Source organism: Pseudokineococcus lusitanus, assembly GCF_003751265.1.
GTDB classification, from domain to species: Bacteria; Actinomycetota; Actinomycetes; order Actinomycetales; family Quadrisphaeraceae; genus Pseudokineococcus; species Pseudokineococcus lusitanus.
The window spans coordinates 251207-265247 of the sequence record NZ_RJKN01000001.1; the positions used below are offsets into that span (position 1 = coordinate 251207).

Annotated in this window: 12 protein-coding genes; 3 read left to right on the forward strand and 9 right to left on the reverse strand. The window is 79.1% G+C overall.

Annotated features, from left to right (window positions below; all coding sequences use genetic code 11):
- Positions 1-157: 157 nt before the first annotated feature.
- The 8 genes from EDC03_RS18015 to EDC03_RS01150 form a co-directional block, all read right to left on the reverse strand.
- Positions 158-1732, reverse strand: coding sequence for a pseudouridine synthase (locus tag EDC03_RS18015; protein WP_123378362.1), 1575 nt, complete (start codon positions 1730-1732; stop codon positions 158-160).
- A complete protein-coding gene (gene scpB, locus EDC03_RS01120; protein ID WP_241966953.1) occupies positions 1729-2376 on the reverse strand; it encodes an SMC-Scp complex subunit ScpB in 648 nt (215 codons plus the stop codon). Before scpB ends, EDC03_RS18015 begins: the two co-directional genes overlap by 4 nt.
- A complete protein-coding gene (locus EDC03_RS01125) occupies positions 2373-3392 on the reverse strand; it encodes a segregation and condensation protein A (protein WP_241966954.1) in 1020 nt (339 codons plus the stop codon). The genes scpB and EDC03_RS01125 overlap by 4 nt, the downstream gene beginning before the upstream one ends.
- 11 nt (positions 3393-3403) lie before the next feature.
- Positions 3404-4243 (reverse strand): ParA family protein, encoded by an 840-nt coding sequence (locus EDC03_RS01130; RefSeq protein WP_241967000.1) that lies wholly within the window; start codon positions 4241-4243, stop codon positions 3404-3406.
- 159 nt (positions 4244-4402) lie between these two features.
- Complete coding sequence (locus tag EDC03_RS01135) at positions 4403-5347, reverse strand: ATP-grasp fold amidoligase family protein (RefSeq protein ID WP_123378364.1); 945 nt, start codon at positions 5345-5347, stop codon at positions 4403-4405.
- Positions 5348-5468: 121 nt separating this feature from the next.
- Positions 5469-6374 carry an ATP-grasp fold amidoligase family protein gene (locus tag EDC03_RS01140; RefSeq protein ID WP_123378365.1) on the reverse strand — a complete coding sequence of 302 codons (906 nt, stop codon included), beginning with the start codon at positions 6372-6374 and terminating at the stop codon, positions 5469-5471.
- Between the two features lie 139 nt (positions 6375-6513).
- The gene (locus EDC03_RS01145) at positions 6514-7518 is read right to left on the reverse strand and encodes a site-specific tyrosine recombinase XerD (RefSeq protein ID WP_123378738.1); all 1005 of its coding nucleotides are present in this window, start codon (positions 7516-7518) and stop codon (positions 6514-6516) included.
- Positions 7519-7583: 65 nt separating this feature from the next.
- Positions 7584-9113, reverse strand: a complete 1530-nt coding sequence (locus EDC03_RS01150; protein WP_123378366.1) for an AAA family ATPase — start codon at positions 9111-9113, stop codon at positions 7584-7586.
- Positions 9114-9199: 86 nt separating this feature from the next.
- Between EDC03_RS01150 and arfB the strand changes: the two genes are divergently transcribed.
- Both arfB and EDC03_RS01160 read left to right on the forward strand, forming a co-directional pair.
- The gene (gene arfB, locus EDC03_RS01155; protein ID WP_241966956.1) at positions 9200-9685 is read left to right on the forward strand and encodes an alternative ribosome rescue aminoacyl-tRNA hydrolase ArfB; all 486 of its coding nucleotides are present in this window, start codon (positions 9200-9202) and stop codon (positions 9683-9685) included.
- A gap of 55 nt (positions 9686-9740) precedes the next feature.
- The gene (locus EDC03_RS01160) at positions 9741-10604 is read left to right on the forward strand and encodes a spermidine synthase (protein WP_123378367.1); all 864 of its coding nucleotides are present in this window, start codon (positions 9741-9743) and stop codon (positions 10602-10604) included.
- A 15-nt stretch (positions 10605-10619) separates the two neighbouring features.
- On the opposite strand, the gene EDC03_RS01165 is transcribed toward EDC03_RS01160, so the two are convergent.
- The gene (locus EDC03_RS01165) at positions 10620-11720 is read right to left on the reverse strand and encodes a zinc-binding dehydrogenase (protein ID WP_199719835.1); all 1101 of its coding nucleotides are present in this window, start codon (positions 11718-11720) and stop codon (positions 10620-10622) included.
- 104 nt (positions 11721-11824) lie between these two features.
- Between EDC03_RS01165 and EDC03_RS01170 the strand changes: the two genes are divergently transcribed.
- Positions 11825-14011, forward strand: a complete 2187-nt coding sequence (locus EDC03_RS01170; RefSeq protein ID WP_123378368.1) for a RecQ family ATP-dependent DNA helicase — start codon at positions 11825-11827, stop codon at positions 14009-14011.
- Positions 14012-14041 lie beyond the last annotated feature (30 nt).

The window sequence follows — 14041 nt, forward strand, 5'->3', positions numbered from 1 at the left end:
CGCCGAGGCTAACGACCGGCGCCCGGGGCGACGTCGTCGTCCCGCGCGTCGGACCGCGTCGTCGCGACCGGCGCGGGCGGACCGGGGAGCACGGTGCACGACCGTGCGGCGCGCTCCCCGGCCGACGCCCGAGGGGCCGACCGGGGAGCGCGACGGCTCAGAGGCCGACGTCCGCCATGAGCCTGCCCAGCTCCGGCGCCGCGAGCGGGCGCGAGCGCCCGGGGAGCATGTCGCCGAGGACGACCGGCCCGATCCGCGTGCGGACGAGCTGCTCCACGGGGTGGCCGACCTCCGCCATGAGGCGGCGGACGATGTGGTTGCGCCCCTCGTGGAGGACGAGCTCGACGAGCGCACGACCCGGCTGGCTGTCCACGAGCCGGAAGGAGTCGACCGTCACGGGGCCGTCCTCCAGCTCGACGCCGTCCCGCAGCCGCTGCCCGAGGTTGCGCGGGATGGGCCCCAGCACCTGCGCGAGGTAGGTCTTGGGCACCTCCCACGAGGGGTGCTGGAGCCGGTTGGCCAGCTCGCCGTCGTTCGTCACGAGGAGCAGGCCCTCGGTGTCGACGTCGAGGCGGCCGACGTGGAACAGCCGCTGCTCGCGCTGCTCGAGGAGGTCGCCCACGCACGGACGCCCCTGCGGGTCCGACATCGTCGAGACGACGCCGAGCGGCTTGTTGAGCGCGAGGTAGACCTTCGTCGTGTCGAGGACGACGCGCAGGCCGTCGACGTGGACGGGCTGGCGTTCCGGGTCGACGCGCAGGCCGAGCTCGGTGACGACGACGCCGTCCACGCTCACCCGCCCTGCGGCGATGAGGTCCTCGCACTTGCGGCGGGACCCGACGCCGGCCTGCGCCAGCACCTTCTGCAGGCGCACGCCGTCGGCGACGTGGACGTCGACGTCGCCGCCCTGCGGGACGACGGGCGGGGTGCCGCGGCGGCCCGTGCCCGCGGGACGGCGCGACGAGGCGCCGCGGGCGGCGACCCCCCGGCCGCTCGTGCCCTGCTGCCCGCGCCCGAGGCCCGAGCCGCGCTGGGCCGCCTTGAGGTTGCGGCGGCGCTCCTCGGCGATCTCCTCCGGCGTGCGCCGGCGGTCGCCGGCCCGGCCGGAGGGACGGCGCTCGGTGTCGCCCGGGCGCGGCCCGGTCCGGGGGTAGCCGGTGCGGGCGGGACGCTCGCCGTCCCGCGGGGGACGCCGGTCGCCGTCACGCGGCGGACGCCGGTCGCCGTCACGCGGCGGACGCCGGTCGCCGTCACGCGGCGGACGCCGGTCGCCGTCACGCGGCGGACGCCGGTCGCCGTCGCGCGGGGGACGACGGTCGCCGTCGAAGGACGGGCGCCGGTCGCCGTCGCGCGGGGGACGACGGTCGCCGTCGAAGGACGGGCGCCGGTCGCCGTCGCGCGCGGGGCGACGGTCGCCGTCGAAGGACGAGCGCCGGTCACCGTCGCGCGCGGGACGACGGTCGCCGTCCCGCGGCGGGCGCCGGTCGCCGTCGCGCCCGTCGGACCACGAGCCCGACCGGCCGCCGTCGGTCCGACCGCCGGCGCGCGGACCACCGGTCCGGGGCCCCTGGCCCGCTCGGCCCTGCGCGGGGCGGCCCTGCGCCGGGCGGCCCCCCTCGCTCCGGCCCCGGGGGCCGCCGGGGCGGCCCGTGGAGGATCCGCGGCTCCCGCCGGGTCCTCCCGCGGGGCGGCTCCCGCGGCCCCCGGGCTCGCGCCGTCCGTCGTCGCTCACAGCTGTCCTTCCGTCAGGTCGTCGAGGTCGGCGCCCTCCGGCAGGAAGGGGGCGAGCGGCGGCAGCTCGTCGAGGCTGCGCAGGCCCAGCCGCTCCAGGAAGGAGGGCGTCGTCCCGTAGAGCATCGCACCCGTGACGGGGTCCTTCGCGACCTCGACGACGAGCCCCCGGGCCAGGAGGGTCCGGACGACCCCGTCCACGTCGACCCCGCGGACGGCCGAGACGCGGGCGCGGCTCACGGGCTGGCGGTACGCGACGACCGCCAGCGTCTCCAGCGCGGCCTGGCTCAGCCGGGCGCTCTGGCCGTCACGGAGGAAGCGGCCGACGACGTCCGCGAGGTCGGCCCGGCTGTAGACGCGCCACCCGGTCCCGGTGCGGCGCAGCTCGAACCCGCGCTCCTCCCGCTCGTACTCGCGCTCCAGGTCCTCGACCACCCCGCGGACCCGCTCGAGGTCGACGCCGACGGCGGCGGCCAGCGCCGCCTCGTCGACGGGCTCGTCGACGACCATGAGCACCGCCTCCACCGCGGCCCGCAGCCCTCCCGGCAGGTCCTCCGGCGCCGGGGCGCCCGCCCCGCCCGCCGGCTGCGCGTCCGGGCCGGGGTCGGGGGCGGGGTCGGGGCGCGGGGCGTCGTCCTGGCTCACGGGGCCGCATCCTCCCCCGGCTCGGCGACGCCGCCGACGAGCGCCTCGAGGACGGCCTCGTCCTGGGCACCGCCGGGCTCCTCGTCCGCCCCGTCGGCCGCGGTCGCGCGGGCCCAGCGCACCGTCAGCTCGCCGAGCGCGTCGGCCTGGTCGAGGCCGAGCACGCCGTCGCGGTACAGCTCGAGCAGCGCGAGGAAGCGGGCGACGACGACGAGGCGGGAGCCCGCGTCGGCCGTGAGCTCGCGGAAGGTCGCGGCACCGGCGCGCCGCAGCCGCCGGGCGACGACGAGCGCCTCCTCCCGGACGCTCACGCCCGCGTCGTGGAGGTGGGCGAGGTCGACCTCCGGCGGCCCCGGCCGGCGCTGCCCCGAGAGGGCGCGGGCCGCGAGTGCGGCGAGCTGCTCGGGGCTGGTGCGCCACACCAGCTCCGGGAGCAGACCGGCCAGCGCCGGCTCGAGGGGCGCGGCCCGCGCCACCCGCCCGCCGAAGCGCTCGAGGCGCTCGGCGAGGACGCCGGACACCTCCTTGTAGGCGCGGTACTGCAGGAGCCGCGCGAAGAGGAGGTCGCGCGCCTCGAGGAGGGCGAGGTCCTCCTCGTCCTCCACCTGCGCCTGGGGCAGCAGCCGCGCCGCCTTGAGGTCGAGGAGCGTGGCCGCGACGACGAGGAACTCGCTGGCCTGCCCCAGGTCCCACTCGCCGTCCTCGCCGTCCGTGCCGCCGGGGCGCTCGTCCCCGTCGGCGCCGCGGTGCTCCGACGCGGCCCGCAGGTGGGCGACGAACTCGTCGGTGACGGCGGCCAGCGCCACCTCGGTGACGTCGAGGCGGTGCCGGCTGATGAGCTGGAGCAGCAGGTCGAACGGCCCCGTGAAGACGGGCAGGTGCACCTCGAAGGGGCGCTGCCGTCCCCCGGGGCGCCGCGACGACGGGACGGGCGCGGCCGCCGCGGGGCCCGGCGCGACGTCCGGCGCGCCCCCGGCGGGCGGCACGGCCGGGACGTCCGGCGGGGCGGCGTCCACGGGCGGGCCGCTCAGGCGGCGGCGCCGCGCGCCACGAGCTCGCGCGCGAGCTGGCGGTACGACGCGGCGGCGGGGTGCCCGCTGGCGTAGGTCGTGACGGGCTCGGCGGCCGCGCTCGCGTCGGGGAACTTCACCGTGCGGGCGATGACGGTGTGGAAGACGTCGTCGCCGAAGGCCTCGACGACCCGGGCCACGACCTCGCGGCTGTGCAGCGTCCGGGAGTCGTACATCGTCGCGAGGATGCCGTCGACCTCGAGGCGCGGGTTGAGCCGGTCCTGCACCTTCTCGATCGTCTCGACGAGCAGCGCCACCCCGCGCAGCGCGAAGTACTCGCACTCCAGCGGCACGACGACGCCGTGGGCGGCGGTGAGGGCGTTGACGGTGAGCAGCCCGAGCGACGGCTGGCAGTCGACGAGGACGACGTCGTAGTCGTCGAGCACGGGGCGCAGGGCCCGCGCGAGGAGGTTCTCGCGGGCCACCTCGGCGACGAGCTGGACCTCCGCCGCCGACAGGTCGATGGTCGCGGGGAGCACGTCCATGCCCTTGATCCGCGTGGGCCGGATGGCGTCACGCGTGCTGGCGTGGCGGTCGACCAGCAGCGTGTAGACGGTCGTCTCGAGGTCGTGCGCCGGGACGCCGACCCCGGCGCTGAGGGCGCCCTGCGGGTCGAAGTCGACGAGCAGGACCTTGCGGCCGAGCTCGGCGAGCGCGGCGCCGAGGTTGATCGTCGTCGTCGTCTTGCCGACGCCGCCCTTCTGGTTGCAGAGGGCGATGACGCGCGCCGGGCCGTGGGACGCGAGCGGCGCCGGCTCCGGGAAGTGCGGCAGCGGGCGGCCCGTCGGGCCGGTCACCTCGGAGGTGGCGACGTCGAGCGAGGTCTGGCCGGGAGCGCCCCGGTCGTCGTCGGCGTCGCTGGTCACGCTGTCCTCCGGGTCGGCGGCTGCCCGTCTGCGCCCGTGGGCCGGTGGCCCCGGGCGGCGGCGCGGGGGCCGCGCCGGGCGCCGTCGACCCTAGCCGCGCCCCCGGACGGGCGTCGATCGGCGCCCCCGCCGGGCGGGCCGCGGGGCCACGTCGGGCGGCAGGACCCAGCGGTCGCCGAGCTCGCGGTCGAGCTCGGGGTGCTCGCGGAAGTCGGTGAGGCCGCTGCCGGGGTAGACCGTCAGCTCGCCGAAGACGACCCGGTCGGGACCGGTCCCGTCGGGGACGAGGTAGAGGTCCACGCGGACGTAGTCCCACCCCGCCGCCAGCCGCCGCGCCGTGGCGAGCAGCGCGGGCAGCGCGGCGGGCGGGGGCACGAGGTCGGCCGACCGCGTCGCCGCGACGGTGACGTCCGTGGGCGTCCAGTCGGGGCGGTACCAGCGGACGCGGTGGTCGCCGAAACGGCCGGTGTGCACCTGGACGAGCACGGGCTCGCCGCCGATGACGTGGACCTTCCAGTCGGCGAGGTCGGCGCCCGGGTCCCCGAGCCGCTCCTCGACGAGCAGGACGCGGCGGGCCCCCGAGTAGGCCCACTCCCCCATCCGCTGCTCGTCGGTGCCCGGGTCCAGCCAGCCGTGCGTCGTCCTCGCGAGCGCCTCGAGCGCGTCCCGGTCGGGCGCGCCGTGGCCGAGGTGGACGAGCCCGCCGCTGCGGTGGTTGGGCTTGAGCACCCAGTGCGCCCCGAGGTCGACGTCGGCGAGCTCGCGGACGTCCGAGCCCACCCACAGCGTCCGCGCCACGGGGACGCCGGCCGCCGCCGCCGCGTCCTTGGCGGCGAGCTTGTCGCAGGCGGTCACGAGGCGGGGACGACGGTCGGCGAGCAGCCGACGGTCCAGCTTCTCGTTGAAGGTGCGCGGGTCGGAGCGGCGGGGGAAGGCGCCGAAGGCCCGCCGGTAGGCGAGCGCCCGGCGGGCGCCGACGGGCAGCGACCGCCAGGCGCGGCGGGCGAGGCCGGCCGCGGCTGCGGGGACGGGCACGGGGTCTCCTGCGGTGCGGGCCGGGCGGCGGCTGCTGCACCGCGGACGCCGTCGGCCGGGGGTCCGGGCGCCCGCCGCGAGTGAAGCACCCGGCCGCGCACGGCGCCCGGGGTGCCCGCCGTCAGGCCGCTTGGGCGGTGCCCGGCAGCACCCACCGCCGGCCGAGCTCGGCGTCGACGACCGGGTCGTCCCGGAAGTCGGTGAGGCCGCTGCCCGGGTAGACGGTCAGCTCGCCGAAGGCGACGCCCTCCGGCAGGTCGTAGAGGTCCACGCGCACGTAGTCCCACCCGGCCCCGAGACGCCGTGCGGCGGCGAGCATCTCGTCGAGGTGGGCGGGAGGCGGCACGACGTCCGCCATGGGCGCCGCCCGGGCCGTGATGGCGGTGGGCGTCCACCGCGGCCGGTAGTAGCGGACCCGGTGGTCCCCGAAGCGCCCGTGGTGCACCTGCACCAGCACCGGCTCGCCGCCGAAGACGTGCACCTTCCAGTCCGGCAGGTCCTCCCCGGGGACCCCGAGCCGCTCCTCGACGAGCAGCGTCCGCCGGGCGCGGGAGTAGGCCCACTCCCCCATGCGGACCTCGTCGCTGCCCGGGTCGAGCCACCCCCGCGAGACCTCGGCGAGGCGCCCGGCGCCGGCCGCGTCGACGACGCCACGGCCCAGGTGCACGAGGCCCCCGCCGCGGTGGTTGGGCTTGAGCACCCAGTGCTCCCCGAGGTCGAGGCCGACGAGCTCGCGCAGGTCCGTCCCCGACCACAGCGTGCGCGCCGGGCGGACGCCCGCGGCCGCGGCCGCGTCCTTGGCGGCCAGCTTGTCGACGGCGGCCACGAGCGCGGGCCGGCGGTCGTGGAGGAGGCGGTGGTCGACCTTCTCGTTGAAGGTCAGCGGGTCCCGCCGACGCGGGAAGGTGCCGAAGGACCGTCGGAAGGCGAGGGCGCGCCGGGTGCGCACGGGCAGCGCCCGCCACACGAGGCGGCCGGCGGCGGTGGCCGCGCGGCGGGCGGCGGGGTCGGGGGTGGCGAGCAGCACGTCAGGGCTCCGGACGGGTCGGCGGTGGTCGGCGGGCGCCCCGGTGGCCCCCGCCCCGACGTCGCCCGTCGTCCTTCGGCGCCCCCCGGGTGCCGGATGGGCCCGGACGGGCTCCCGGGCGCCCCCGGACGGGTGGTCCTCAGCGGGCGCGGGGGTGCGCCGCCGCGAAGACCTCGCGGAGGGCGTCGGCCGTGACGAGCGTGTACGCCTGCGTCGTCGTGACGGAGGCGTGGCCGAGGAGCTCCTGGACGACCCGCACGTCCGCCCCGCCCTCGAGGAGGTGCGTCGCGAAGCTGTGCCGCAGCGTGTGCGGCGAGACCGGACGGGCCAGGCGGGCGCGCTCCCCCGCGGCGTGGAGCACCGACCAGGCGCTCTGGCGCGACAGCCGGCCGCCGCGGGTGTTGAGCAGCAGCGCGGGCCCGCCGCGCCCCGCGGCGGCCAGCGCCGGCCGCCCCCGGACGAGGTAGGCGGCCAGCGCCCGCCGGGCGTAGCGGCCGAGCGGCACCAGCCGCTCCTTGTCGCCCTTGCCGCGCAGCCGCAGGAGGCCGGGCGGCGGCCCGTCGTCCGGCTCCTCCGCCGGGCCGTCCGGCGGCAGCACGTCGAGGAGGTCGTCGACGTCGAGCGCGACGACCTCGGAGATGCGGGCGCCGGAGCCGTAGAGCAGCTCGAGCAGCGCCCGGTCGCGCAGCGCGGTCGGGCCGTCGCCCACGGCCGCGGCCGCGAGCAGCCGCTCGACCTCCGCGACGCCGATGGCCTTGGGCAGCCGCCGGGGCTCGGCCGGCGGACGGACGTCGCGCGCCGGGTCGGCGGGCGTGAGGCCCTCCTCGGCGAGGAAGCGGTGCAGCCCCCGGACCGCCACGACGGCGCGCCGGGCCGACGAGGCGGTCAGCGCGGTCCCCCCGTCGTCCCCCGTGGCCAGGACGACGGCGTAGGCCGACACCTCGGCCGGCGTCACGTCCTCCGGCCGGAGGCAGCCGCACGAGGCGAGGAAGGCGGTGTAGCGCAGGAGGTCCCGGCGGTAGGCCGCGAGGGAGTTGGCCGCGAGCCCCCGCTCGACCCGCAGGTGGGCGAGGTAGCCGGCGACCGCCGCCTCGACGGCGGGCGCGACGGGGCGGGGCGACGTCGTCGGCCCCTCCGCGCGCAGCTCCACGCCCGCCACGCTAGCGGCGGGCGGCCGGCCGCCCCGGCGACGCCGCGACCGTCCGCCCCTCAGTCCTGCAGGTAGTCGCCGTACAGCCGGTGGCCCTTCCCCGCGACGAACCCGAAGGACACCTCGCCGTCCCCGACCGGCTCGCCGGCGGGCTCCGCCGGCTGGTCCGCCGGCACGCCGAGCAGCGCGCGGGTCACCTGCTGGGTGCTGTCGAGCAGGTCGTCCAGCGCCCGGCGCAGCTGCTCGCCGCGGACGGGGCGCAGCTCGCCGTCGTGGTCGTGGAGGGACTCGAGCACCGCCCGGCGCAGGAGCTCCTTGACGAAGGAGGCGGTGACGCCCTCGGTCCGGTCGACGGCCTCGTCGACGTCCGCGGCGGTGAGGTCGGTGGGCACCCCGCGGGCGTAGAGGTCGAGCAGCCGTCGCCGGCCGTCCGCGTCCGGCAGGCCCACCTCGACCGCCACGTCGACCCGCCCCGGACGGGCGGCGAGCGCGGGCTCGAGGAGGTCGGCGCGGTTAGTCGTGAGGAGGAAGAGGAGGTCGGCGTCGGCCGCGGCGCCGTCCATCGCGTCCAGCAGCTCGAAGAGGACCGGGCTGCTCCCGTGGTGCCCGCGCTCCTCGGCGACGAGGTCGACGTCCTCGAGGACGACGACCGACGGCGCCAGGTCGCGCGCGAGGGCGGCGACCTGGCCGACGAGCCCGAGCGAGCGCCCCGCGAGGAGCAGGACGGTGGCCCCCGGGACGTGCTGCACGACGTACCGGGTCGTGTGGGTCTTGCCCGTGCCGGGCGGCCCGTGGAGCAGCAGCCCCCGCTTGAGGTGCTGCCCGGCGGCCCGCAGCGCGGTGCGGTGGCGGGCCACCTCGATGCTGTGCCGCTCCACGCGGCGGAGCACCTCCTCGGGGAGGACGACGTCCTCGCGCCGGGTCGGGGGGAGGTCGGCGAAGCGCAGGACGAGGCCGCCGGTGTCCCCGGTCGTCAGCTCGACCACCTGGCCGCGGTGGACGTCGAGCCGCGAGCGCAGCACGTCGAGCTCGTCGAGGAGGGCCTGCGCGGCGGCGGTCGGGAGGCCGCCGACCTCGAGGCGCAGGCCCGGGTCGTGCGGCGACGGGCCGACGAGCCGCAGGACCCACGCGCCCTGGGCGTCCGTGACGAGGAGGAGGGCCGACCGCCAGCACGCCGTCGTCCGCCCGCCGGGGCCCGAGGGCAGGTCGACGAGGTCCGGTGCCACGAGGCGGACCGGGGTCGGGTCGCCGCCGTGGAGGAGGTGGTGCAGGTCCACCCCGCCGTAGTGCGGCGGGAGCGCCACGCCGAGCACCTCGACCGTGCGGCCCTGCGCGGCCGACCACACCTCGAGCGCGAGCTGGAGGTTGACGTGCTGGAAGGGCGGGAGGTCGCGCGTCACGACGGACCGCTCCCGCGCCGCGGCCGGCACGTGCTCCTGCAGCCGCGCGGTGACGGGGTTCGTCGTGCCCTCCTGGGCGGTCGCGCCGGCCCACTCGACGAGCTGCTGCAGCGCGCGGGCCAGGGCGCGCGCCTCGTCGTCGCCGCCGCGGCCGCTCGTCGTCGGGCCGGGACGCTCGGGGGTCGCCATGCCGCGACCGTAGGCACGGCCCGGCGCCCGGTCGAGGGAGATCGCCCGGGAGGACGGACGACCCGCCCGCCGGGCATGCTCGGCAGGTGCCCCCGTCCCCCGCCCCGGCGCCGCGCCCCGAGGGCGACGGCGCCACGGGCGACCTCCGGGTGCGCGTGCCGGGGCGCCGCGAGGTCGTCCTGCCCGCCGGGGAGCTGCGGTGGCGCTTCAGCCGCGCGGGCGGCCCCGGGGGCCAGGGCGTCAACACCGCCGACAGCCGCGTGGAGCTGCGGTGGGACCCGGAGACGTCGCGGGCGCTGCGGCCCGAGCAGCGGGAGCGCCTGCGGGAGAGGCTGGCCGGCCGGCTCGTGGGCGGCGCCCTCCTCGTCGTCGCGGCCGAGCACCGCGAGCAGCGCCGCAACCGCTCGGCCGCCCGCGACCGCCTCGCCGCGCTCGTGGCCGAGGGGCTGGCGCCGCCGCCGGCGCCCCGCCGGGACACGGCGCCCTCCCGCCGTGCCCGCGCCCGGCGCACCGACACCAAGACGGCGCGGGGGCGCACCAAGGCGCTGCGGCGCCGCCCCGACGACGGCTGAGGTCCGGGCGGGCCGGCGGGCGGCGGCACGGCGCGGCGGCTGACAGGCTGCCCCCATGGCCCGCGAGAGCTCGAGGCACCGCCGGGGCGACCGGGCCCCCTCCCCCGAGCCGGGGACCTGGTCGACGAGCAGCGGCGTCGTGGAGCTCGCGCGCAGCGGGTCCGACGAGCAGGCGTGGACGGTCTTCGTCAACGGCGTGGCCAGCTCCTCGGTCCACACCGGCGACCCGACGCTCCTGGAGTTCGAGTACCTGCGGTGGATGGCCGACGTCCTCGACGTCGGGTGGCCCGAGGGCGCGCCGCTGGAGGTCGTGCACCTGGGGGCCGCCGGCTGCGCGCTCGCCCGCTACGTCGACGCGACCCGCCCCGGCTCGCAGCAGGTCGCCGTCGAGCTCGACGAGGACCTCGCCCGGCTCGTCCGCGAGTGGTTCGACCTCCCCCGCTCCCCCGCCCTGCGCCTGCAGGTCGGCGACGCCCGGGAGCGCCTGGCGACCCGCCGGGACGCGAGCGCGGACGCCGTCGTGCGCGACGTCTTCGCCGGCGACACGACGCCCCGGCACGTGCGGACGGTCGAGTTCGTGGCCGACGCCGCGCGGGTCCTGCGGCCGGGCGGGACCTACCTCGCGAACGTGGCCGACCGCCCGCCGCTCAAACGGCTGCGCGCCGAGCTCGCCTCCGTCGCAGCCGTCTTCGACCACGTCGGGCTCCTCGCCGAGACGGGGCTGCTGCGGGGCCGGCGCTACGCCAACGCCGTCGTCGTCGCGTCCGACGCCCCGCTGCCGGCCGACGCCCTCGTCCGGCGGGCCGCCCGGACCCCGGTGCCGACCCGGTGGGTCGACGGGGACGCGCTCGTCGACCTCGTCGCGGGCGCGTCCCCGGAGCACGACCCAGTGCCCCCGGGCGAGCCGCTGCCCTCCTGAGAGCGCGGGACCGCCTCAGCGCCAGGGCTCGACGACGACGACGCCCGGTCTCGTCCGGCCGGGCAGCCCCGCCAGGGCGGCGCCCGCCGCGTCGAGCGGCAGGACGTCGCCCACGAGGTCGGCGGGGCGCAGCGCGCCGGTGGCGACGAGCGCGAGCAGGCCCGGGTAGTCCGCGGCGGCGAGGCCGTGGCTGCCGAGGAGGTCCAGCTCGTGGGAGATCACCCGCTCGACCGGGACCCGTGGCCGCCCGGCGCCGTCCCGGCCCGGCGGCAGGAGCCCCACCTGGACGAGGCGCCCGCGGCGGCGGAGCGACCAGAGCCCTTGCGCCAGCGTCGCCTCCGACCCCAGGGCCTCGACGGCGACGTGCGCGCCGCCGCCCGTCGCGTCCCGGACGGCCTCCGCCACCGCCGAGTCGGCGTGCGGGGGGCTGCCGGGGTCGCCGCCGTCGCGACGCACCGGCACGACGACGTCGGCGCCGAGCTCGCGGGCCCGCCCCAGGGCGGCGTCGGAGACGTCGACGGCCACCACGGTGCCCGCGCCGAGGGCCCGCGCGAGGACGACGGCGGACAGCCCCACCCCGCCGCAGCCGAGGACGACGACGTGCTCGCCCGCGACGAGCGACGCCCGCTGGGCGAGGGCGCGGTAGGCGGTCGCGGTGCGGCAGCCGAGCGCGGCCGCGGCGACGTCCGTCGGCCCGCCGTCGGCGACGTCCGGCAGCGCGACGAGGTTGGTGTCGGCGTGGTGGAGGGCGACGAGCTCGGCGAGCGAGCCGTCGTCGGTGAAGCCGGGCTGCCGCTGGTGCGGGCACACCTGGGGGTCGCCGCCCCGGCACGTGGCGCAGGTGCCGCAGGCGCAGACGAAGGGCGTCGTCACGCGCTCCCCGCCCCGCCACCGGCGCACGTCGGCGCCGACCGCCTCGACGACCCCGACGAGCTCGTGACCCGGGACGAGGGGCAGGACGACGTCCGGGTCGTGCCCGGCCAGGGCGTGCCAGTCGCTGCGGCACACGCCGCTCGCCGTCACCCGCAGGACCACGCCGTCCCGGGGCGGCATCGGGTCGGGGACGACCTCGACGACGGGCGCGACGCCGTGCTCCCGCACCACGAGGGCCCTCACGGCAGGACCACCCGGCAGCGCACAGGCGGACCGTACGCGCCGCCGTCCCCAGGCGCTCCGCCCGTGGTGCCCGGTGTCGGCGCGCGCCCGTAGCGTCGTCGCCCGTGGACACCCCCTCGGCCGTCGTCGACCCCCGTCCCTCCGGCACGGCGGAGGCGGCCGCCGCGGTGCTGCGCCGGCTCGTCGGGCGCGAGGACGCCGCGCTGCGCGACGGGCAGGGCGAGGCCGTCGAGGCCCTCGTCGACCGCCACGCCCGGGCGCTCGTCGTCCAGCGCACCGGCTGGGGCAAGTCCGCCGTCTACTTCGTGTCCACGGCGCTGCTGCGCGAGCGCGGGGCGGGGCCCACGCTCCTCGTCTCCCCGCTGCTGGCGCTCATGCGCGACCAGGTGGCCGCCGCGGCCCGCGCCGGGGTGCGCGCCGTCGAGATCTCCTCGGCCACCGCCCACGAGAACGACCTGGCCCTGCAGGCCCTGGCCGCCGACGAGGTGGACGTCCTCCTCATCTCCCCCGAGCGCCTCGTCAACCCGGCCTTCGCCGAGCAGGTGCTGCCCGGGCTGCTCGCCCGGACCGGGCTCCTCGTCGTCGACGAGGCGCACTGCATCTCGGACTGGGGGCACGACTTCCGCCCGGACTACCGGCGCATCCGCGACCTGCTCGGGCGCCTGCCCGAGGGCACGCCCGTGCTGGCCACCACGGCCACCGCCAACGCCCGGGTCGTCGAGGACGTCGCCGAGCAGCTCTCCGCGCCGGCACCCGGCTCGGCCGCGCCCGTCGAGGTCCTCACGGTCCGCGGGCCGCTGGCCCGCGACTCGCTGCGGCTCGGCGTGCTCGAGCTGCCCGACGACGCCGCGCGGCTGGCCTGGCTCACGGCGCACCTGCCGGACCTGCCGGGGTCCGGCATCGTCTACACGCTCACCGTGGCCGCCACCGAGGACACCGCGGCGGCGCTGCGGGCCGCCGGGCACGAGGTGCTCGCCTACACGGGCCGCACCGACGACGCCGAGCGCCGCGAGGCCGAGAGGGCGCTGCGCGAGAACCGCGTCAAGGCGCTCGTCGCCACCTCGGCGCTCGGGATGGGCTTCGACAAGCCCGACCTCGGCTTCGTCGTCCACCTCGGCGCCCCCTCCTCCCCCGTCAGCTACTACCAGCAGGTGGGCCGCGCGGGCCGCGCCGTCGACCGGGCGGACGTCCTGCTCCTGCCCGGGCGGGAGGACCGCGCCGTGTGGTCGTACTTCGCCACCGCGAGCATGCCGCGCCAGGCCGACGCGGACGCCGTGCTCGCCGCCCTGGCCGACGCCTCCCGCCCGCTCAGCGCGGCGGCGCTGGAGCCGGTGGCCGACGTCCGGCGCACGCGCCTCGAGCTGCTGCTCAAGGTCCTGGCGGTCGACGGCGCCGTCGAGCGCGTCCGCGGCGGCTGGACGGCGACGGGACGGCCGTGGACCTACGACGCCGAGCGCTACGAGCAGGTGGCGGCCACCCGGACCGCCGAGCAGCAGTCGATGCTCGACTACGAGCGCACGCCGGGCTGCCGCATGGCCTTCCTGCAGGAGGCGCTCGACGACGCGACGGCCGCCCCGTGCGGGCGCTGCGACCGCTGCGCGGGGCCCTGGTACCCCACCGACCTGCCCGACGACGCCCGCGAGTCCGCGGCCGGCGCGCTGCGGCGGGCGGGCACGGTGGTCGAGCCCAGGGCGCAGTGGCCCACGGGCGCGGACCGCCTCGGCGTCCCGGTGCGCGGCCGCATCCCCGCCGACGAGCAGGTCGGTCCCGGACGCGCGCTGGCGCGCACGAGCGACCTGGGCTGGGGCACCCGGCTCCGCGCCCTGCTCGGGGAGCTGGGCGGTGGCGAGGGCGCGCTCGACGGCCCGCTGCCCGACGACGTCCTGCGCGCGTGCGTACCGGTCCTCGCCGGGTGGGACTGGGGACGGCGGCCCGTCGCCGTCGCCTCGGTGGCCTCCCGGACCCGCCCCGAGCTGGTGCGCGGGCTGGCCGAGGGCATCGCGGGGCTGGGCCGCCTGCCCTACGTCGGCGAGCTGCCGCTCGTGCCCGGGCACCCGCGGCCCCGGCCCGGGTCGGGCAACAGCGCCTTCCGCCTCGCCGCGGTGTGGGGCTCCTTCGGCCCCGCCGACGACCTCGTGGCCCGGGTCCCCGCCGGGCCGGCGGGGCCCGCCGGGCCCGTGCTGCTCGTCGACGACGTCGTCGACACCCGCTGGACGATGGCGGTCGCCGGCCGGCAGCTGCGGCTGGCGGGCGTCGAGGTCCTGCCCTTCGCGCTCGCCGTCGTCGGCTGACGGCGCCGGATGTCCGCGGGGGCCGGGGCG